The sequence below is a fragment of the Cellulosimicrobium sp. PMB13 genome, assembly GCF_051294865.1.
Lineage (GTDB): Bacteria > Actinomycetota > Actinomycetes > Actinomycetales > Cellulomonadaceae > Cellulosimicrobium.
Genome location: NZ_CP145910.1, coordinates 921114 through 941341 on the forward strand (window position 1 = coordinate 921114; position 20228 = coordinate 941341).

At 74.8% G+C, this 20228-nt stretch carries 20 protein-coding genes; 6 read left to right on the plus strand and 14 right to left on the minus strand.

The genetic code is table 11. The features are described 5' to 3' along the window. Positions 1-197 precede the first annotated feature (197 nt). Entirely contained in the window at positions 198-3356 is a 3159-nt protein-coding gene (locus V5D56_RS04450; protein ID WP_435737853.1) for a right-handed parallel beta-helix repeat-containing protein, read from the plus strand. Positions 3357-3366: 10 nt separating this feature from the next. On the opposite strand, the gene V5D56_RS04455 is transcribed toward V5D56_RS04450, so the two are convergent. Then, complete coding sequence (locus tag V5D56_RS04455) at positions 3367-4239, minus strand: hydrolase (RefSeq protein ID WP_435737854.1); 873 nt, start codon at positions 4237-4239, stop codon at positions 3367-3369. A 65-nt stretch (positions 4240-4304) separates the two neighbouring features. Here V5D56_RS04455 and V5D56_RS04460 point away from each other — a divergent pair, with 65 nt between their 5' ends. Together V5D56_RS04460 and V5D56_RS04465 are read left to right on the plus strand one after the other, a co-directional pair. Further along, complete coding sequence (locus V5D56_RS04460) at positions 4305-5156, plus strand: DNA/RNA non-specific endonuclease (protein WP_435737855.1); 852 nt, start codon at positions 4305-4307, stop codon at positions 5154-5156. Positions 5157-5279: 123 nt separating this feature from the next. Next, entirely contained in the window at positions 5280-6254 is a 975-nt protein-coding gene (locus V5D56_RS04465) for a LacI family DNA-binding transcriptional regulator (protein WP_435737856.1), read from the plus strand. Positions 6255-6272: 18 nt separating this feature from the next. On the opposite strand, the gene V5D56_RS04470 is transcribed toward V5D56_RS04465, so the two are convergent. Both V5D56_RS04470 and V5D56_RS04475 read right to left on the minus strand, forming a co-directional pair. Beyond that, a complete protein-coding gene (locus V5D56_RS04470) occupies positions 6273-6836 on the minus strand; it encodes a hypothetical protein (protein WP_435737857.1) in 564 nt (187 codons plus the stop codon). 76 nt (positions 6837-6912) lie between these two features. Beyond that, positions 6913-7374 carry an SRPBCC domain-containing protein gene (locus V5D56_RS04475; protein WP_435737858.1) on the minus strand — a complete coding sequence of 154 codons (462 nt, stop codon included), beginning with the start codon at positions 7372-7374 and terminating at the stop codon, positions 6913-6915. Between the two features lie 394 nt (positions 7375-7768). Between V5D56_RS04475 and V5D56_RS04480 the strand changes: the two genes are divergently transcribed. Continuing rightward, positions 7769-9139: a glutamate decarboxylase gene (locus tag V5D56_RS04480; protein ID WP_435737859.1), complete on the plus strand. Its 1371-nt coding sequence runs from the start codon at positions 7769-7771 to the stop codon at positions 9137-9139. 2 nt (positions 9140-9141) lie between these two features. Then, positions 9142-9813 carry a hypothetical protein gene (locus tag V5D56_RS04485; protein WP_435737860.1) on the plus strand — a complete coding sequence of 224 codons (672 nt, stop codon included), beginning with the start codon at positions 9142-9144 and terminating at the stop codon, positions 9811-9813. A gap of 83 nt (positions 9814-9896) precedes the next feature. Here the strand turns inward: V5D56_RS04485 and V5D56_RS04490 are convergent, their stop codons facing one another. The 6 genes from V5D56_RS04490 to V5D56_RS04515 form a co-directional block, all read right to left on the minus strand. Continuing rightward, complete coding sequence (locus tag V5D56_RS04490; protein WP_435737861.1) at positions 9897-10412, minus strand: mycothiol transferase; 516 nt, start codon at positions 10410-10412, stop codon at positions 9897-9899. A 102-nt stretch (positions 10413-10514) separates the two neighbouring features. Then, a complete protein-coding gene (locus tag V5D56_RS04495) occupies positions 10515-11492 on the minus strand; it encodes an NAD(P)-dependent alcohol dehydrogenase (RefSeq protein ID WP_435737862.1) in 978 nt (325 codons plus the stop codon). A 28-nt stretch (positions 11493-11520) separates the two neighbouring features. Then, the gene (locus V5D56_RS04500; protein ID WP_435737863.1) at positions 11521-11760 is read right to left on the minus strand and encodes a helix-turn-helix transcriptional regulator; all 240 of its coding nucleotides are present in this window, start codon (positions 11758-11760) and stop codon (positions 11521-11523) included. Position 11761: 1 nt separating this feature from the next. After that, complete coding sequence (locus V5D56_RS04505; protein WP_435737864.1) at positions 11762-12181, minus strand: hypothetical protein; 420 nt, start codon at positions 12179-12181, stop codon at positions 11762-11764. A gap of 161 nt (positions 12182-12342) precedes the next feature. Then, on the minus strand, positions 12343-12987 hold the full coding sequence (locus V5D56_RS04510) for a response regulator transcription factor (RefSeq protein ID WP_435738952.1): 645 nt from the start codon (positions 12985-12987) through the stop codon (positions 12343-12345). Positions 12988-12992: 5 nt separating this feature from the next. After that, positions 12993-14564 carry a sensor histidine kinase gene (locus V5D56_RS04515; protein ID WP_435737865.1) on the minus strand — a complete coding sequence of 524 codons (1572 nt, stop codon included), beginning with the start codon at positions 14562-14564 and terminating at the stop codon, positions 12993-12995. Between the two features lie 145 nt (positions 14565-14709). On the opposite strand from V5D56_RS04515, the gene V5D56_RS04520 reads away from it, so the two are divergent. After that, a complete protein-coding gene (locus tag V5D56_RS04520) occupies positions 14710-16680 on the plus strand; it encodes a cation:proton antiporter (protein WP_435737866.1) in 1971 nt (656 codons plus the stop codon). A gap of 164 nt (positions 16681-16844) precedes the next feature. Here V5D56_RS04520 and V5D56_RS04525 read toward each other — a convergent pair whose 3' ends face one another. The 5 genes from V5D56_RS04525 to V5D56_RS04545 form a co-directional block, all read right to left on the minus strand. Next, on the minus strand, positions 16845-17672 hold the full coding sequence (locus tag V5D56_RS04525) for a zf-HC2 domain-containing protein (protein WP_435737867.1): 828 nt from the start codon (positions 17670-17672) through the stop codon (positions 16845-16847). Continuing rightward, a complete protein-coding gene (locus V5D56_RS04530; protein ID WP_435737868.1) occupies positions 17669-18214 on the minus strand; it encodes a sigma-70 family RNA polymerase sigma factor in 546 nt (181 codons plus the stop codon). The genes V5D56_RS04525 and V5D56_RS04530 overlap by 4 nt, the downstream gene beginning before the upstream one ends. A 6-nt stretch (positions 18215-18220) precedes the next feature. Continuing rightward, the gene (locus V5D56_RS04535) at positions 18221-18895 is read right to left on the minus strand and encodes a YceI family protein (RefSeq protein WP_435737869.1); all 675 of its coding nucleotides are present in this window, start codon (positions 18893-18895) and stop codon (positions 18221-18223) included. A gap of 105 nt (positions 18896-19000) precedes the next feature. Next, positions 19001-19429 (minus strand): VOC family protein, encoded by a 429-nt coding sequence (locus tag V5D56_RS04540; protein WP_435737870.1) that lies wholly within the window; start codon positions 19427-19429, stop codon positions 19001-19003. A 5-nt stretch (positions 19430-19434) separates the two neighbouring features. Beyond that, positions 19435-20217, minus strand: coding sequence for a deoxyribonuclease IV (locus tag V5D56_RS04545; protein WP_435737871.1), 783 nt, complete (start codon positions 20215-20217; stop codon positions 19435-19437). Positions 20218-20228 lie beyond the last annotated feature (11 nt).

Genomic DNA, 20228 nt, shown 5'->3' on the forward strand with positions numbered 1-20228 from the left:
CCGCCACGGGATCGTGCGGCCTCGCCCCCGTGCTCGCCCGCTCTTGCTGATCCGCGGGGTGGGGGTCACGATGGCGGGACGAGGCTCTTCGGCAGCAGGCTGCAGGACCAGCGGGGGTCGGGATGCGCAGAGTGCGGGAAGGGCTGCGACGCGCGCGCGGGAGGCTGGCAGTCGCCACGGCGTGCGGTGTCGTCACGGTGCTCGCCGCGACCATGGCGCTCCCCGCCGTGCTGCCGGCGACGGCTGCCTCCCCTGCTGACACGATCGACACGGGCGATCCCCCGCACCCGGCGGACCCGACGACTCCCGCCGGCCTCGAGGAGCCCGCCCCGGTCCCGGACGTCGACATCGTCGAGACCCCACCGCCCCCGTCCGCCGAGATCGTCCCGAACGCGAACACCGTGCGGATGGCCTGGGTCGGCACACCGGACGAGCGTCCTGACGACGCCGGGCTCCTGACGCTGCAGGCGGCGGTCGACGCGGCCCCGGACGGGAGCACCGTCTCGTTCGACCCGGCCGACTACGCCTTCACCGGCGCCCTCTCGGTCCCGCGCACGGTGACGCTGGACAGCAGCAGCCGCTCGATGCTCTACAGCCGGTTCACGGTCAACGGCGGAGGTCTGGCGCTCGCGGACGACGTCGTGATCGGCGCGGCCAACACCGGTGCGGTCGTCACTGTCGGTGCCGCGGGCGCCGTGCTCACCGACATCACCATCCGCAACCCCACCCCGGTCGCGAGGCCCACCGGCATCCAGCTCGGCGCGGGAGTCACCGGTGTCGTCATCGACGGGCTGGACATGGACGGGGCGGGTCAGCTCGCGTCGTACGGCGTCAACCTCACGACGGGCGCCGCGACGATCACCGAGCCGTCGATCGTCGGGGTCGCCACCGGCGTCACGGTGACCGCGGCGTCCACGGCGAGCGGCATCTCGGTCAGCGGGGGCGCGATCGCGGCCACGACCTCCGGTGTCTCTCTCGGCACGGCGACGGCACCTCGCGTGACGGGCGTGGAGGTGAGCGGTCCGGCCGGCGCGGGGACCGGCGTCGACCTGGCCAACTCGTCCGGTCCCGTGGTCGACGCGGTCGTCGTGCGCGGCTTCGCCCGTGGCATCGGCACCGCGCCCACGAACCCGCGGGCCGGCGCGTCGATCACCGACGCGGTCGTCGACGGCAGCACCCGCGAGGGGATCGCGCTCGGCGCGACCACCGGGGCGAGGATCACGGACGCCGAGATCACGCTGGCCGGCGCCGCCCAGTCCACCGGGATCCTCACCCTGATGGCGACCGGCGTCGTGGTCGAGCGGCCGACGATCACGGGAGCGATGTACGGCATCACCACCGCCGCCACGAACACCGGCGCCGGTCCGACCATCACGGACCCGACCATCACCGCGTTCGGCGGCATCCTGCTGGGGTCGACCCAGGGCGCCGTCGTCACCGGTGCCGTGCTCGACAGCGGCGGGTGGGGCGCCGGTACCGGCATCAACACGGTCAACGCCGGGCGGGTCACGATCGCCGACGTGTCCGCGACCGGGTTCCTCTACGGGATCGGCGCGCAGTCGACGACCGACCCGACGTCCGACCGCGTGGACATCTCGATCTCCGACGTCGACGTGGTCGGGGCCCTGGCCGCGTCGAGCGGCGTCTACCTCCTCGGCGCCGAGAACGCCACCGTCTCGCGCGTCACCGCCGAGCTCACCGGCGCAGCCCTCGTCGTCCATCAGTCCGTGGGCGTCCGGGCGCAGGACGTCGTCGTCACGGGCCGCGACGGACCGACCTCCGTCACGGGCGGCGCGATCCTGCGTGCGTACGGCTCGCAGGACGTCGACGTCGACCGCGCCTCGATCGACGGCGGCTCGTACGGGTTCTTCTACTCGGCGACCGACGGGTCGACGGTGACGAACGCGACCGTCGCGGACGTCGCCGAGTACGGCGTGTACGGGCGCAGCGTCGCGAACCTGGACGTCAGCGCGACGACGATCGCCGACAGCTCTGCCGTCGGGATGTTCGTCGTGACGACACCCGCCAACGGCATCAGCCACGACATCGTCGTGCACGACACCACGATGACCGGCAACGACGGCGGGATCCACGTCCTGCAGGGCACGACCGGCGTGCGGATCGTCCGCAACACGGTGAGCGGCCAGCCCGACGTCGTCACCGCCGGCCCGGCCCACGACCTCCTCGTCGCCGACAACACCGTCGACCAGGCCGGGGCCGACGGGCTCGCGGCGATCACCGTCGCCCCGCTGTGGTCCGACGGCGCGCTCCCCGGCTCGTACTCCTCGTCGGACGTCGTGATCAGGGACAACTCCTTCTCGGGCGGTGGCACCTGGCTCCAGGTCGGGACGGCCGACCCCGCCGACGAGGCGGCCGCGCGCCGCGCGCTGCGCGACGACGTGCTCGTCACCGGCAACGTCTTCCCTGCCGACAGCGCGGCGATCCGCACCCACGCGAACGCCGTCGTGGGGGAGGACGCCGCGTCGGCGGTCACGCGTGCGCTGCCCGTGGACGGCCCGGTCGCGGTCGACGCTCGCGACCACGACGACCCGAACGACTGGGGGTCGCCGTGCCGCGCCACCGGCTTCCTCGACGGCGCCCCGTACTACGACGGGGGCGGCGCCGAGGTGCACGAGCTCACCGTGGCCCCCGTGCTCTACCCGATGACGTGCACCGACCTGTCGCTCAGGCAGGATCCCGCCGACGGTGCCGGCAGGGTCCTGCGCGGGGGCGACCTCGTCACGTGGACACTCGCTCCGCACAACGCCGGCCCACGCGCTGCTCCGGCCGGCTGGACGATCACCCAGCTCCTGCCCGACGGGCTCGAGCTCGTCTCGATGACCGGCGACGGGTACACCATCACCGGCAGCAGCGCTGTGTCGACGGTCGACCTCCCCGCTGACAGCGACGGGCCTCTCCTGACGGTGACCGCGCGCGTGGTCGCGCCCCCGCCCGGCGAGCTCGTCCTGCGCGACGTCGCGTACGTCGCGCCCGCGCCGGACACCGACCTCGACGGTGACGGGGTGGTCGACGTGCTCGTCGAGCAGCTCAGCCCGCTCGTCGTGCCGACGATCGCCACCGACGCCGACGCCACCCCCACGGACAACGACGCCCAGGGCGTCTGGACGACCGTGGGCGGCTCCGTACCCGGACCCCCCGGCCCGGGCGACGACCCTGACGGCACCGCCGACAGCCCTGACCCCGGCACGGACGGGGACGACCGAGACTCCGGCCGCGGGCTGGCGGCCACAGGCGCCGACGCCTCGCTCTCCACCGTCGCCGCGCTCCTGCTGCTCGGTGCTGGACTGACCGCCACGTCCCGGTCGTGGAGACGGAGGCGGGCGTGGTCCCGCTGACCGCCCGACGTCAGGTGAGGTGGTCGAAGTCGCCGCGGACCCACGCGGCGTGCCGCTCGGCCGAGCGCAGCACGACCTCGCGTGCGTCCGCCGGGACGACCTCCTCGAAGTTGTTGTAGAGCCGCTCGAAGGGTCGCCGTGCGACGCGCTCGGCGACCCGCTGCGCGACCGCGCCGGACAGCGGGATGCGGTTGGGGTACGACCGCATGAAGCTCACCGAGACGCGGTCGGGGTTCGCCATGATCGTGTCGCCGCTCAGGAGGACGCCGCGCCCGTCGGCGCCGTCGGCCCAGTGGACCACGGCGCTCCCTGGGAAGTGACCGCCCGGCTGCGACAGCACGACGCCCGGCAGCACCTCCCGCTCGCCGGACCACGTCTCGATCACGGGATCCGGGCGGGCGACCCAGCCGGCGTCGGCCTCGGCGACGAGCACCGGGACGCCCCCGAGCCGCCGGCTCCACTCGACCTGGACGCCGAACATGTGCGGGTGGCTCGCCGCGATCGCGACCACCGGGCCGAGCGCGAGGACCGCGGCCGCCGCGTCGTCGTCCACGAACCCGAGCGGGTCCCACAGGAGGTTGCCCGCGGGGGTCTGCACGAGCTTGGACTGCTGGCCGATCCCGACGCGCGGAGCGCTCGACAGCCCGAGGAGGCCGGGCTCGAGCTCCGTCACCGTGACCCGCTCGCCGCCCGCCGCGAGCTCGGCGAGCGTGGTCCACGCCTGTCCGCTCGCAGGCACCCACTGGCGCTCGTCGGCGCAGATCGCGCAGACGTCGGGGCGCTCCGCGTGCTCGACCCCGCACGTGCGGCAGATCCACCACCCGCCACCGGTCGTGTCGTCGGACGGGGGAGCTGCGTGGCTCTGACCAGGCGTCGTCGGCATGGGTCGTTCCTACCGCCGAGCACCCACAGGCTGCCACCCGGGCGCCCGTGTGGTTGGCTCGGCGCGTGACCCTCGGCCACGACCCGAACTTCCTCGTCGTCCCCGTGCCCCTGCCCCGGGCCGCCCGCCCGCTGCGCGAGCTGCCCTCCACGCACTTCACCGTGCAGCTCGACCCGGCACGGCGGCTCGCCGCCGCCACGGTGGTCGACGTCGACGGCGCCCGGCTGCTCGACCTGCCGCGCGACGACGACTGGCACCTCGACCCGCGCGTGCCCGCGTCGGAGCAGGCCGGGCCCGAGCTGTACGCGGACAACGACCTCGACCGCGGCCACCTCGTCCGGCGCCGCGACCCGGTGTGGGGCGACGAGGACGTGGCGCGGCAGGCGAACGCCGAGACGTTCGCCTACCCCAACGCGGCACCGCAGGCTGCGCAGTTCAACCAGTCCAAGGAGCTGTGGAACGGGCTCGAGGACCACGTGCTCGACCACGCGGAGGCGCTGCGGCAGCGCCTCGTCGTGCTCACCGGGCCCGTCCTCGCCCCGGAGGACCCCGTGTACCGCGGCGTCGGGATCCCGCGCCTGTTCTGGAAGGTCGCGGCGTGGGCCGACGGGCCGGCCGACGCGCCGACCCTCGCGGCGGCGGCCTTCGTGCTCGACCAGACGCCGCAGCTGGGCGAGATCGACCTGCGCGCCGCCGACGCGCGGGCACGGGCGGCCGGTGACGTCCCGCCCCTCGGCCCGTTCCGGACGTTCCAGGTGCCGGTCGCCGACGTCGAGGCGCTCACGGGGCTCGATCTCGGCCCGCTGGCCGCCGCCGACGTGCTCGCCCCGTCCGCTCCCGCGCCGACCGGACCCTCGGCCCTCGACCGGGAGCGGTGGACGGAGCTGCACGACCCGGGCGACGTCGTCGTGCGCTGACCAGCGCTCTCCGGACCGCCGCTCCGCGACCCGCGTGGAAACGCTTCCACGAACCGGTCGGTAGGCGTTAGCGTGGGTCCTGCGGGTGCCGCCCGTCACTGCCGACCGGGCCGAGGAGTCCCCATGCTGCCGTCGCCGACGACCCTCGAGGACGTCGCCGCCGCCGCGCGCGTGTCCCGCTCGACGGCGTCCCGCGTGCTGCGAGGCAACGGTCCCGTCTCCGGCCGGGCGCGCCAGGCCGTGCTCGACGCCGTCGAGCGGCTCGGGTACGTCCCGCACCCGGGCGCGCGCTCGCTCGCGAGCGGTCAGGGGGAGCGTGTCGTCGTGGCGGTCGGGTCGCCGTCGTCAGACCTCCTCGCCGATCCGTACGTCGCGCGCGTCGTCGCGGCCGCGAGCCGTACCGCGGACACCGAGGGCGTCGGTGTCGCGCTGCGCTGGCTCGGTCGCGAGCCCCGGGCCGAGCTCGAGCGCCTCGCGCGCGACCCGGGCGTCGGCGGGGTGCTGCTCGTCGACTACTCGGCCGACGTCCTCGCGGTCGTCCCCCCGTCGCTCGTGCCGCGCGTCGCCGCGATCGGTCCGGCGGACGGCCGCGTGCCGTCCTACGACGTCGACGCGGCCGCCGGGATCGCCGCGCTCGTCGAGCACGTCGTCGCGAGCGGCCGCCGGGACGTCCTCATGCTGTCCGGCCCGCGCTGGCTCCCCGGCACCCGCCGGGCCGTCGCGGCCTACGCGGCGACGATGGACGCCGCCGGGCTGCCCCGCCGGGTCGTCGCGGCCGACCTCACCGCGTCCGCCGGCGCGGGAGCGGTACGGCGGGCGCGGCTGCGCTGGCCCGCGACGGACGCCGTCGTCGCCATGAGCGACCTGCTCGCGTTCGGCGCCGTGCGGGCTCTCACGGAGGACGGCGCCCGCGTGCCCGACGACGTCGCCGTCACCGGGTTCGACGACCACCCGCTCGCACGCGAGCTCGGCGTCGCGCTCACGACCGCGACGCACCCCGTCGAGCAGATCGCCGCCGCGGCGACGGCCGACCTCCTCGGGCGGCGGCGGGACGGACGGACGTTCCCCTCCGTCGTCGTCGTGCGCGCGACGGCGTAGGCCCGGCGGCGCCGCCTGTCACGGCGCGGGCGCGACGCCGTCGAACGGGGTGATCAGCGACCAGCCCTCGCCCTCGACCGGGAGCTGGTGGTCGTCGGTGAGGTAGAGGCGGACGGTGCCGTCGGCGTCGAGCGGGTCGCCGTCGGGATAGAGGTCGCCGCCGCCGCACGTCTGCGGCGTGGACGCGACCGCCAGCCGGTCCCCGGCGCTCGCGGTGCCTGCGAGGTCCTGCACGACGTCGACGACCTCGACCTCCCACACGTGCGCGTCCACTCCGAGCATCCCGCGCGTCCCCTCGCGACCGAGCACGTCCGCGTCGACGACGAGGCCCGACGCCTCGACCCGGTCCTGCTCGTCCGCGAGGTCGACCCAGGAGACGCACGTCTCGCCGGCCCGGGGCTGGCACGCGACGAGCATCGGACCGAGCAGGGCCGCGGCGAGCAGGCGAGCGGCACGTCGGACGCCCGACCGTGGGCCGCCGGGCCGTGCGGCACCGACCCGTGATGTCCCGGCGCGCGGTGTTCCGGGGCAGGGCGCGCCGCTCGTGCGCGGCGTGTCGTCCGGCCGCTGGTCGGGGCTCATACCCGTCGATGTCGTGGTGGGCCGGATCCTTGCGCGTCACGGGCGGACCGACCGCCGCCGAGGTCGGACGGGTGTCCTACCGTGAGGAGCCCGCGTGCTCGGCGAAGGGCTTCAGGACCAGCTCCCAGCCCGTGTCGTAGCGCGTCCGGGCGCCCTCGCCGTCCGCCCGTGCCTCCCAGCCGGAGTGCGTGAGCACGACGGCGGTCGCGTCGCCGTCGGGGGTGAACGTCACCTCGACGCGCGTCGCGGCGTCGGCGCGCTCGCCCGGGTGCCACGTGAACGCGAGCGCGTGCGGCGGGTCCCAGCGCGTCACGGCGCCCCAGACGGCCGTCCCGCGGTCGGCGAGGGTCTCGACGAGGTGGGTCGCGCGGCCGTCGGGGTCGCGCTCGAACGCGACCGACGACGACGCGCCGCCGACCGAGAACCCGGCGAGCGGCCACCACGCGCCGACTTCCTCGACGAAGACCGCGAACGCGCGGTCGGGTCGGGCCGGGACGATGACGGTCTTGACGAGGTCGGGGAGCGGTGCGGTGCTCATGGTGTCCTCCTCGGGGGTCGGTGGGGTCGCGGCCGGCTGGTGCGCGGTGGCGACGTGGCGCGCGTACGCGCCGAGCGCCGTCGTCCACAGGTCGTCGAGCCAGCGCCGTGCGTCCCGAGCGCGTCCAGCGTTCGGTAGGTCTGCACGTACGGAAGCCTGCGCCGACGTCGCTGCGGGGGCAAGGGTGGGGCGCGCCCGGGTGAGGTTCGCCAGAGCCGTGGCGGTGCTCGGGGTGCCGCACTATCGTCGGACTCGCACCTTCCGCACGCGCAGACCCACGCGCGCCACCGCGGCCCGACGCCGACGCCGGGTCGTCACCCGCCGCACGCACACCACGTGCGCCGACCGTCTTGCGCCCGGGCCGTCGCCGGCCCGCCACGGAAGGACCTGAGCCTTGACCGATCAGCAGCACGTCCTGCGGCCCACGTACACGCGCGACGGGGTGCGGCACGTCGCCCCCCGCTCCACGATGCCCGACGGCGAGATGGAACCCACGTCCGCCTACCAGCTCGTGCACGACGAGGTGATGCTCGACGGCAACTCCCGGCTGAACCTCGCGACCTTCGTGGCGACGTGGATGGGCGACGAGGCGGACCGCCTGTACGCCGAGGTCTACGACAAGAACATGGTCGACAAGGACGAGTACCCGCGCACGGCCGCGATCGAGGAGAACTGCTGGCGGATCCTCGGCTCGCTGTGGAACGTGCCCGACGTGGACGACTGCATCGGGACGTCGACGGTCGGGTCGTCGGAGGCGTGCATGCTGGGCGGCCTCGCCCTGAAGCGACGGTGGCAGCTCGCGCGCCGCGCCGCGGGCAAGTCGACCGAGCGGCCGAACCTCGTCATGAGCTCGGCCGTGCAGGTGTGCTGGGAGAAGTTCTGCAACTACTTCGAGGTCGAGGCGCGGTACGTGCCCATCACCGCGGAGCACCCGTGCCTCGACGGGAGCAACGTCGAGCAGTACGTCGACGAGAACACGATCGGCGTCGTCGCGATCATGGGCGTGACGTACACGGGCATGTACGAGCCGGTGAAGGAGATCTCCGCGACGCTCGACGCGCTCCAGGCCCGCACGGGGCACGACGTGCCGATCCACGTCGACGGCGCGTCGGGCGCGATGATCGCACCGTTCCTCCAGGCGGAGATCGAGTGGGACTTCCGGCTCGAGCGCGTGCACTCGATCAGCACGTCGGGGCACAAGTACGGCCTCGTCTACCCGGGCGTCGGGTGGGTCGTGTGGCGCACGCTGGACGCGCTGCCCGAGGAGCTGATCTTCCGGGTGAGCTACCTCGGCGGGAACATGCCGACCCTCGCCCTGAACTTCTCGCGCCCCGGCGCGCAGGTGCTGCTGCAGTACTACCAGTTCCTGCGGCTGGGGCGGGAGGGGTACACCGCGATCCAGCAGGAGTGCCAGGACGTCGCGAAGTACCTCGCGCAGGGCATCTCCGAGATCGGCGCGTTCGACCTGTGGAACGACGGGTCCGACATCCCCGTCTTCGCGTGGCGGCTCAAGGCCGGCCACACGGAGAACTGGAACCTCTACCACCTCTCCGACCGGCTGCGGATGAAGGGCTGGCTCGTCCCCGCGTACCCGATGCCCGACGACCTCGCGGACGTCACCGTGCAGCGGATCGTCGTGCGCAACGGCGTGAGCCGCGACCTCGCCGACGACCTCCTCGCCGACATCCGGACCGAGACCGCGTGGCTCGACGGCCTGACGTCCCCGATGCCCGCCGAGGGGCAGCGCTCCGGGTTCCACCACTGACGATGAGCGCGACGTCGACCAGGACGATCGCGAGCCGCCGCCTGCGCCGGGAGGCGTGGGGGTTCGCCGTCGGGTCGCTGTGCTTCCTCGTCGGTGCCCTGCCGCCCTACGCCGACGCCGTCGGAGCGGTGGCCGTCGGCGTGACGTTCTTCGTCGGCTCCGTGTTCTTCACCGCGGCCGCGTTCGTCCAGCTCAGCCTCAGCGGCCGGCGGCCGCCGCGTGCGGGAACCCACCCCGCCGACCGGTGGGACTGGTGGGCTGCGGCGGTCCAGCTCGTCGGCACGCTGTGCTTCAACGTGAGCACCGCGGTCGCACTGGGTGCCGCGGTCGCGGACCCGGCCCTGCTCGGCGCGGGCTGGAAGCCCGACGCCTACGGCTCGGTGGCGTTCCTCGTCTCGTCGTCCTTCGCCGTCGTCGCGACGCGCGACCGCGGGCACCTGTGGGATCGCGACGCCCGGACCTGGCACGGCACGTGGCTCAACCTGCTCGGGTCGGTCGCGTTCGGCGCGTCGGCGGTCGGGGCGTACGTCTCGCCGACGACCGGGACGTACGTCAGCAGCTGGTGGGACGACGCCGGCACGCTCGTCGGCGCGGTCTGCTTCCTCGTCGCGGCGCTGCTGTCCCGCCGGTCCGTGGGTGCGCCGCCGCCGAGGGATGCACGTCCGGCCGAGTGATGCACCTCTGAGTGCATCTCTCGACGAGAGTGCGTCACTCGGCAGGAGGGGCGCCCGGCCGACGTCAGGCGCCCCGGCCGACGTCAGGCGCGGCCGGTGCGCTCCAGGACGCCACGGACGTACGCGGCCTGCCCGGCGTGCTCCAGCGCGTCTACGGCGACGCTCACGAGCCGGACGCCGAGCGTCACCGGGGGGTCCCACGCGTCGTCGACGCCGCGGTCGAGGTCGTCGTCGGCGAGCGACGCGAGGACGTCGTGCGACTCGACCTGGACGGCGTGCACGTACCCGAGCAGCACGTCGTCGCTCGCGCGGACCTGACCGACCTCCTCGGGGGACTGCCCGTAGCCGGAGGCGTCGTCGTCGAACGGGAGGTCGAACCGCCGGGCCCAGCCGTCGCGCGTCCACACCTCGTCGCGCCCGACCGCGGCCGCGACCTGTGCGTCCTGACTCCGTGCGAGGTGCCACGCGAGCCACGCGATCGTGTTGGCCTCGGGGTCGAGGCGTGCCGTGAGGGCGTCGTCGCCGAGCCCTTCCACGGCGCGCGTCGCCGTCGGTCCGATGCGTCCGTACAGGTCTTCCAGGAGTGCGCGCGCGTCCACGGGGCCGCCTCTCGTCGGTCGGTTCGGCTGTCCCCGCAGCCTCCCCGGCCCAGCGCGTCCACGCGACCCGAGCGCCCCCGGCTGGTCCGCTCTGCCGCCCGGTCAGTCGATCAGGACGACGACGGTTCCCGCCTTGTGCGCGTCCTCGACGTGCCGGTGCGCGTCGGCGACCTTGTCGAGCGGGTAGGCCGCGTCGACGACGGGCAGCAGCGCCCCGGTCCTGCCGAGCTCGAGCGCCGTGCGCAGGGTGTCGAGCTGCTGCTCGACGGGCCGGAGGCCGGTGAACGCGACGACGCCGCGACGCCCGTGCGTCCGCCGTCCTGTCCACAGGTTTCTCCACAGGATCGGCAGGGACGGGACGGTGGTGAGGTACACGCCGTCGGACGTCAGGAGCTGCCGACAGCGGTGGTACGAGCTCGCGCCGGCGACGTCGAAGACGACGTCGTACCGCTCGCCGGACGACGGTAGGTCCCCGACCGTGCGGTCCACCACCTCGGCGGCGCCGAGCTCGCGGACCAGGTCGAGGCCGCGCGGTCCGGACACCGCCGTGACGTCGGCCCCGGCGTGCACCGCGATCTGGACCGCCGCCGTCCCGACGCACCCCGAGGCGCCGAGCACCAGCACCGACTGCCCGGCCCGCACCCGGGCGTGCACGGTGAGGAAGGGCAGCGCGGTCAGCGGTCCGGCGGCGAGCACGGCGGCGTCGACGTCGGTCAGGCCGTCGGGGATCGGCTCCACCGCGCCGTCCTCGCGCAGGAGGACGAGCTCGGCGTGCGCTCCGGCTCCCATCGCCGTGAGCCCGACGACGCGGTCCCCGACCACGAACCGGCTCACCCCGGGCCCGGTCGCCACGACGTCCCCGGCGACCTCGCCGCCCAGCACCGGGTAGCCCGGACGGCGCAGGCCGAACGCCAGCCGGGCGAACCACGGCGTGCCAGAACGCGCGGCGACGAGCGCGGCCGCGACGGTGCTGGCCCGGTTGCGGACGAGGATCTGCCCCGGTCCCGGCACGGGGTCGGGGACCTCGCCGACCTGCAGGACCTCGGGCGGGCCGTAGGCGGTGGAGACTGCTGCGCGCATGGTGCTGTCCTCTCGGGGGACGGCGGCGTCAGGCGTCGTCGTCGGGGGTGTCCTCGGGGAAGCCGAAGACCTCGTCCAGGGGCGCCCGCAGCGCGCGGGCGATGAGGAATGCCGTCTCGAGCGACGGCGAGTAACGGCCCTGCTCGATGGCGATGACGGTCTGGCGCGTGACGCCGACGCGCTCCGCGAGCTCGGCCTGCGTCATCTCGCCGCGCGCGAACCGCAGCGCCCGGATGCTGTTCGTGACGCGCGTCGGCTTGCCTCCCACGTCACGCGCCCCGGCGGTAGGCGACGATCGTCGTCACGGACGACAGGACCGCCGAGAGCACGAAGCCGAGGTAGACGGCGTTCGCGATCCAGAAGTGGTCGGCCTCCACGAGCGCCAGGGCGAGGGCCGCGAGCGACCCGGCGACCACGCCCCACCACCCCACCTCGACGCCCCGACGCGCGAGCTCTCGGTCGCGCTCGTCGCTGCGGTAGCTCTCGCTCGGCCGCACGATCTCGACCACGATGCGCACGACGATCCCCGCGACGATCGCGGCCGCGATCGACCACAGCAGCGGGGCGACGTACGCGACGTCGGCGACCGGGCCGCCGTCGGCCCGGGTCAGGATCACGCCGACGTACGCCGCGTAGACCACGACGCTCACGACGAGGTAGACCCACGTGCCCTTCTCCTCGTATGACATGTCTGGGCTCCTGGCTCCGTGGCGATGTCAAACATCTCTGACATCCCGAACGTAAAGGAGTGCAGACACCGTGTCAAGAGTTCTTGACATGCACGCGTGCCTGACCGCATCGACTCGCGGCGGCGTCCGACCGCCTCGCCGCACTCGGTCCGCGCGGACGGTCAGCGCACGAGACGCGACTCGTAGGCCGCGACGACGAGCTGCACGCGGTCCCGGCACCCCGTCTTGCGCAGCGCCTCGGACACGTGCGACTTCACGGTCTGCTCCGTGATGAACAGCTCGGCGCCGATCTCTGCGTTCGAGAGCCCGCGCGCCACGCAGAGCAGCACCTCGTGCTCCCGGGGCGTGAGGTCGTCGAGGCCCGGGTGCGGGCGGGGCTCCGCGACACGGGCCGCGAAGTCGCCGACGAGCCGTCGCGTCACGTTCGGGCCGAGCAGCATCGAGCCGTCCGCGACCAGGCGCACGCCCTCCACGAGCCGCGGCGCGGGGACGTCCTTGAGCAGGAAGCCGCTCGCGCCGGCCCGCAGGGCGTCGTAGACGTACTCGTCGAGGTCGAACGTCGTGAGCACGAGGACCCGCGTTCCGGGGTGGTGCGCGACGATCCGGCGCGTCGCCGCGATGCCGTCGAGCACCGGCATGCGCACGTCGACCACCGCGACGTCCGGGGAGCGCTCCGCGACGACGTCGAGCAGCTCGCGCCCGTCACCCGCCGACCCCACGACCTCGATCCCGTCCGCGGCGTCGAGGATCGCGGCGAACCCGTGCCGGACCACGGGCTGGTCGTCCGCGACGACCAGGCGCGTCACGGCGCTCACGCGTCACCGTCAGCGACGTGGTGGGGGACGGCGCGGTGGGAGGGGCCGTGTCCCGGGGCGACGGGGTGCGCGACGGTCGCGCCGGGGACCGCCGCGGTGCTCCCCGAGGGCGCTCCCGCGCGCTGTACGGAGAAGGGGAGCCGGGCCTCGACGACGAACGTGACGCCGTCGCCGCTCGTCCCCGTGCACAGCGTGCCGCCGAGCGCCTCGACACGTTCCCGCATCCCGGTGAGACCCCGGCCCGGCTCGCCGGGTCCCGACCCGAGCGCGAGCGGGTTCGCGACCCGCAGCACGACCGTCGCGTCGGCCTGCGTCCCGTCCGCCTGCGTCCCGTCCGCCTCCGTCCCGAGGACGTCGAGGTCCACGCGGGCCGGCGTCGCGGGCGCGTGCCGGCGCGCGTTCGTCAGGGCCTCCTGCGTCGCGCGGAACACCGCGTAGCCGACGGTGGCCGGCACGCGCGCGAGGAGGTCCGGATCCGTGGTCAGGGTGACGTCCTGCCCCGCCGCACGCGCGGCGTCCACGAGCCCGACGACGTCCCTCGCGCCCGGCTGCGGCGCCAGGTCGGGTGCGGCATCCTCGCTGCGCTGCAGCACCGCCAGCACCTGCCGCAGCTCGCCGAGCGCGGCGCGCGCGTCGGCCGCGATGTCCGCGAGCACGCCCCGTGCCGTGTCGTCCAGGCCCGGGTGCACGTACGGCGCGGACTCCGCGCGCACCGCCACGAGCGACACGTGGTGCGCGACGACGTCGTGCAGGTCGTGCGCGACCCGCGCCCTCTCGGCCGTGACGGACTGGGCGTCGGCAGCACGTCGGCTCGCCGCGGCGGCCTCGCGCGACGCGTCCCGGGAGCGTCCGACGGCGCCCAGCGCGGCCGCGACCGTGACCGCGGCGAGCGTCCAGAACGCGTAGAGCGCCGTGACGAGAAGATGTTCGCCGATCGCCGGGTCGACGGGGACGTCGTAGTCGGCATAGCGCGGGATGTCCGACGGGACCGCCCACACCGGACCGACCGGCAGCACCGCGGGGATCCCGGTCCAGACGTAGACGGCGGCCAGCCCGACCGCGGTCGTCGTCGGCAGGACGGCGCGGCGCCACCCGTCGGACGCCGCCACGACGGCGACCGCGAGGACACCGAGCCACCACCCCCACACGACGCTGCCCGTCAGCGCCGCGGTGGCGAAGGGTAGAGCCGTTGCCGCGAGCCCCCAGAGCGGGAACCGTCGCGAGACGGCGACACCGGCGACGACGAGCGCGGACAGCGTCCAGGAGACCACCAGGGGGAGTGCCGTCGGCCTTCCGCCCCACAGCCCGGTCATGTCGTCCGACCAGCTGTACCCCCCGTCGCGCCCGACGTCGATCGTCATCCACTGCGGGGTCGCGACGAGGAACAGCCCGACGACGAGCGCGAGGAAGCCGGGCAGCGCCCACGGCCGGAGGCGCGTCCACAGGTCGGGGCGAGCGGCGCCGTCGGGCACCGCAGGCCCCGCCGAACCCCGGGTTGTCCCCCGATCGAGCGGCTGATGGGGCGACAACCCGGGGTTCGGCAGGTCGCGGCGGTGCGTCGTGTCCATGCGGCCGATCCTCCCGTGCGCCCCGCGCCCGAGACCACCACCCTGCGGGGGAGGCGTCCGGGCGCCGTCGGGCAGCGTCCTCGGTAGGTTGGACGCGGCGTGGCCGGCCCGACCCGACCGCCGCACACCCTGCACGGAGGTACGGATGGACTTCCCCTTCCAGCTCACCGAGGACCAGATCCTCGGGCTCATCGCGATCGGGGCGTCCGTCGTGGTCGCGATCGTCGCGGTGAACGTGCTCGCGCCGAAGGCCGGGGTCGCGGCGCCGCTCGCGCTGGTGCTCGTCGGGATCGGCATCAGCTTCGTGCCCGCGGTCCCGGCGATCGAGATCGAGCCGGAGTGGATCCTCGCGGGCGTGCTGCCGCCGTTGCTCTACTCGTCGGCGGTGAGCCTGCCGACGATGGACTTCCGGCGCGACTTCACGGCCATCGGCGGGCTGTCGGTCGCGCTCGTCGTCGTGAGCTCCGTCGCGCTCGGCTTCCTGTTCACCGCGCTCGTGCCGGGCATCCCGCTGTCCGTCGGGATCGCGCTCGGCGCGGTCGTCAGCCCGACGGACGCCGTCGCGACGTCGATCGTCAAGCGACTCGGGGCGTCCCCGCGCGTCGTGACCGTCCTGGAGGGTGAGAGCCTGCTCAACGACGCGTCCGCGCTCGTCCTGCTGCGCTCCGCCATCGCCGCCACCGCGGCGAGCGTGTCGTTGTGGTCCGTCGCCGGGGACTTCGTGCTCGCGGTCGTCGTGGCCGTCGCGGTGGGCTTCGTCGTCGGGCTCGTCGGGCTGTTCGTGCGCGCCCGGCTGGGGCGGCCCGCGCTGAGCGTCGCGGTGTCGTTCGTCGTGCCGTTCGTCGCGTACCTGCCGTCGGAGCTGCTGGGGGCGTCGGGCCTCGTCGCCGTCGTGACGGCCGGGCTGGTCACGGGGAACGGGGCCGCGAAGTACCTGCGCCCGCAGGACCGGATCTCCGAGGAGTCGAACTGGCGCACCATCGAGCTGCTGCTCGAGGGCGGCGTGTTCCTGCTCATGGGGCTCGAGCTGTTCGGGCTCGTCGAGGACGTCACCGCCACGCACGGCAACCTCTGGCAGGCCGTCGGGATCGCCGCGCTGACGATCGTCGCGGTCCTCGTCGTGCGCGCCGTCTACGTCCTGCCGCTCGTGCACGGCGCCGGTCGCCGGGCCCGGCGCGCGGAGAGCGTGCGCGGCGTCATCGCGGGGATGCAGGAGACGCTCGACGCCAAGTTCGCGCCGGACGGGACACCGCTCCACCCCGACGCCCCGGGGGCCACCGAGCCGGCGACCGGCGTGACCGCGCAGTTCGAGGCGATCCGGGGTCCGCACCTGACCGCACCGCACGTCCCGCACGTCCTGCACGGGTCACCCGGGTCGGACGCCGGCCGCTCCGAGGAACCGGCACACCGGGGTCGCCCGGACGACGGCGCCCGCCGCGGCCGGTCGGGCGGACCCGGCTCCGGGACGCCCGAGCGCGTGGGCCGCGTGCGCAACACGCTGCGCCGTCGGGCGGCGGACATCGACTACCTGCGTGCGCAGCCGCTCGGTCCGCGCGAAGGGGTGCTCCTCGTCTGGGCCGGCATGCGCGGCGTCGTGACCGTGGCCGCGGCGCAGACGCTCCCGCTCGACACGCCCCACCGGTCGTTCCTCGTCCTCGTCGCGTTCGGGGTCGCCGTCGGGAGCCTCCTCCTCCAGGGCAGCACGCTCCCGTGGGTCGTGAAGCGGCTCGGGCTCACCGGGGGACCGTCGCCCGCGGACAACGACCGCGGCGCGGTCCGGGCCGAGCTCGACGCCGCGGCGGCCGCGGCGATCGACGCCCCGGACCTGCGGCGTGCCGACGGGCGACCGTTCGACCCGGGGGTCGTGGCCCGCGTGCGCCGCGACGTCGTCCGCGAGCTCGAGACCCGTGACGTGGACGCCGCGACCTCGGCCGACGTGTTCACGCAGTACAAGGAGCTGCGCCTGCGGGCGATCGCGGCGCAGCGCACCGCGCTGCTCGCCGCGCGGTCGTCCGGCGCGTACAGCTCGCAGGCGCTGCGCCACGCGCTCGACCTGCTCGACGCCGAGCAGATCGACCTCGAGCTGCGCCGCGGGCCGGTCGTCGACGACGACTGATCCGACTGCGGCGGGCACGAGCGCGAGACGTGAGGTGGCCTCACGCCAAGATGGCTAGCGGCGAGTCGGAGCCCTCGTCGCGAGACAGAACCTCCGGTCGCGAGGTCGAGCCCCGCGAGCACTGTCTCGTGACCGGAGGCTCTACCTCGCGGGGCGGCGCGCCCTCACGTGACGGGGGAGACGTCCGCCGCCGCGAGCGGCCGGTCGAGGCCCACGACGCCGAGCTCGAGACGCGAGATGCCGTCGACCGGGACGGCCGACGACGCGCCCAGCCCGTCCGAGCGACCGGCGTCGGTCGCCGACCACGTCGCCACGACCTCACGCGTCCCGCCCACGTCGACGAGGACGAGCTCGTACCTCGCCCCCTTCGTCGCCGCGCCGGCGGGGTACGAGCACGACCAGTCGAGCCGGGTGCCCCACGCCGCCGGCGTGAGCACGAGCTCCGCACGCACGTCCGTGCCGTCGACGGGGAGCAGCTCGACCGTCGTCGTCAGCGGCGGAGTCTGCGGGCTCGTCGGCGGGGGGTCCGACGGCGCGCCCGACGGAGGGGTCGTCGTCGCGACCGCGGCGGACGGGCCCTCGCGCGCGGGACCGGTCAGCGCGACGCCCGCGGCCCCGCCCCCGACCACCAGGGCGACGCCTGCGGCGACGAGCAGCCCGCGGCGTCGGGCACGGCGGTGGCGCGCGCCCGCCGCCAGGGCGGTGAGCGGCACGACCTCGCCCACCCCGTCCGACGGCGGCCCCGCCTCCCCGGAGGGATCCGCCGACCCGGCTGCGACCAGGGCCGTCGCGTGCTCGGGCGTGAGCATCCCGAGGAGCCCTGGCATCCCGGCGAGGTCGGTGACCGACGCACGGCACGTGCCGCACGTCGTCAGGTGGTCCTCGAACGTGCGGCGGTCCTTCGGGCCGAGGGCTCCCAGCACGTAGGCGGCGTCCCACTCGCGGTACGGGTCCGTCTCGAACGGGCCGAAGGTGCCGGACGAGCCGTTCATGGCGTGACTCCCTTCTCCTGCAGCGTCAGCCGCAGCGCGCGCAGCGCGTAGTGCATGCGGGACTTCACCGTCCCGGGCGGCACCCCCTGCTCGTCCGCCATCTCGGCGACCGACCGACCGCGGTAGTACGCGCCCACGACCACGGCGCGGTGCTCGGGCGAGAGCGCGACGAGCGCGTCCGCCACGAGCCACGCGTCGAGCACGGACTGCGTCGCGTCCGCCTCGCCGTGGTCGGGCAGGTGGGCGCTCGCCAGCTCGCGCCGATGGTGCGCGCGCCGCAGGTCGTCGACGACGAGGTTGCGGGCCACGGTGAACAGCCACGCCCGGACCGAGCCCTCCGGCCGTTCGAGCACCTCCGGGTGGCTCCACGCGCGCAGCAGCGTCTCCTGCACGACGTCCTGGGCGCGCGCGTCGTCGTCGGTCATGCGCGCGACGTACCGGTGCAGCGCGGTGCCGTGCGCATCGTGGACGGCGCGCAGCAGCTCGTCCGCGACCGGACCCGTGGGCCCGGTCGCGGTGACGGGTGCGTCGTCGGTGACCACCGCGGCTCAGGACGCCCGGGCCAGGGCCAGGCTGAACTCCACGCTGCCCGTCTCCTCGACCTCCACGAACCCGAGGCTCGGTGCCTCGACGCCGAAGTCCGCGAACGTGATCGGCACCTCGCCGACGACCTGGACGTCGTCGCCCTCCGCGCCGATCTGCGCGTCGACCGTGACGGGCTGGGTGACCCCGCGGACCGTGAGGTCGCCCGTGAGCTCGACGGCACCGGCCGCGTCGGGCACCTCGACGGGCTCCGTGAGCACGAACGTCGCGGTCGGGTGCTCCGCGACCTGGATGGCCGTGTCGCGGAAGTACGCGTCGCGGTTGGGGACGTCCGTCGCGACCGTCGTCATGTCGACGACGACCTCGGCGTCCGTGAGCGAACCGTCCGCGAGCGTCACGGAACCCGTGACGTCCTCCGTGCGGCCCGTCACCGTGACGTCCTCCCCCCGCAGGATCTCGTCGAGCCGGTACCCGGCGAACGACCCGGCGCCCACGTCCCAGGTCCCGTCGAGACCGGCGGCGTCGAGCGTGGACCCTGTCCGGGCGTCGAGCGTCGGAGCGGCGGCGGCGCGGTCCTCCGACCAGTCGGCGTACAGGCCCGGACCGAACACGACCGCGGCTCCTCCCAGCACGACCACCGCCGCACCGACCCCCAGCAGGACCGTCGTCCTCGTGCGCACGTGCGTCTCCCTCCGTCGTGGGTGCGTCGCGGCGGAGCGCGACGCGCTGTCACCCGGTAGACGGAGCGGGAGGCCGTCCGGTTCGATCCGTGCGCGAGGAGATCCTCAGCCGAGCGGACCGCACAGGCAGAACGGGTGCCCCTCGGGGTCGGCGTAGACCCGGAACGGGTCGTCGGGGTGGCCCTCCTCGGCGGGCGTCCCCGTGAGGGGCGTCGCACCGCACGCGAGGGCGTGCTCGTGCGCGGCCTCGAGGTCGGGGACGTCGAGGTCGACGTGGACGCGGGCGCCGCCGGGCCACGGCCGGACCTCGGCGTCGGAGCGCTGGAACGCGAGCCGCGTCCCGTCCGTGCCCGGGACCTGGAGGGTCAGCCAATCCTCGCCGTCGGGGTCGGGCGCCTCCTGGCCGGGCGTGTACTGCCAGCCCGTGAGCCGGCGGTAGAAGTCGGCGAGCGCGCGAGGGTCGCGGGCGTCGACGGTCGTGTTGCGCAGCCCCATGGGCGCGGGCGGTGCGTCGGGCGTGCCGTGGACGTTCATCGTGCTCAGCCCAGCTGCTCGCGCAGCCAGGCGACGTCCGCCGGGACGTCGGCGTGCGTCTCGCACACGACGGGAGTGCCCGCGGCCCGGGCGACGTCGAGCAGGAGCTCGGGGTCGATCGTCCCGGCGGTCAGGCTCGCGTGCCGGTCCGCGCCCGACCCCGCGGTGTCGCGGCTGTTGTTGAGGTGGACGAGGTCGAGGCGCCCCGTGATCGCGCGCACCTGCTCGACCGCCGTCGTGAGGTCGATGCCGCCCGCCCACGCGTGGCACGTGTCGAGGCAGAAGCCGACGTTCTCCGCGCCGTCAGCCTGCTGCACCGCGGCCCACAGGCCCTCGATGCGCTCGAGCCGGCGCGCCATGGAGAAGTCGCCGCCCGCGGTGTTCTCGATGTACACGGTGACGTCCGTCTGCAGGGCGTCGATCGCCTTGCGCCAGTTGTCGAACCCCTTCGCGGGATCCTCGGCCGCCGTGACGTGACCGCCGTGCACGACGACCCCCGTCGCCCCGACCGCGGCGGCGCCGTCGACGATCTGCTGGAGCAGCTTGCGGCTGGGGATACGGATCCGGTTGTTCGGGCTCGCGACGTTGATGACGTACGGCGCGTGGACGACGAGCTGCAGGTCCGCGGCCGCGGCGTCGGCCTTCAGGGCCACGGCACCACCGGGATACGTGAACTCCGGTCCCTTCCAGGACTGAGGGTCACCGAGGAAGATCTGCGCGACGTCCGCGCCGATCCCGGCGGCCTGCGCGAGGACGTCCGACTGGTCGAGGTGGGCTCCGATCCGCATGGGGACAACCT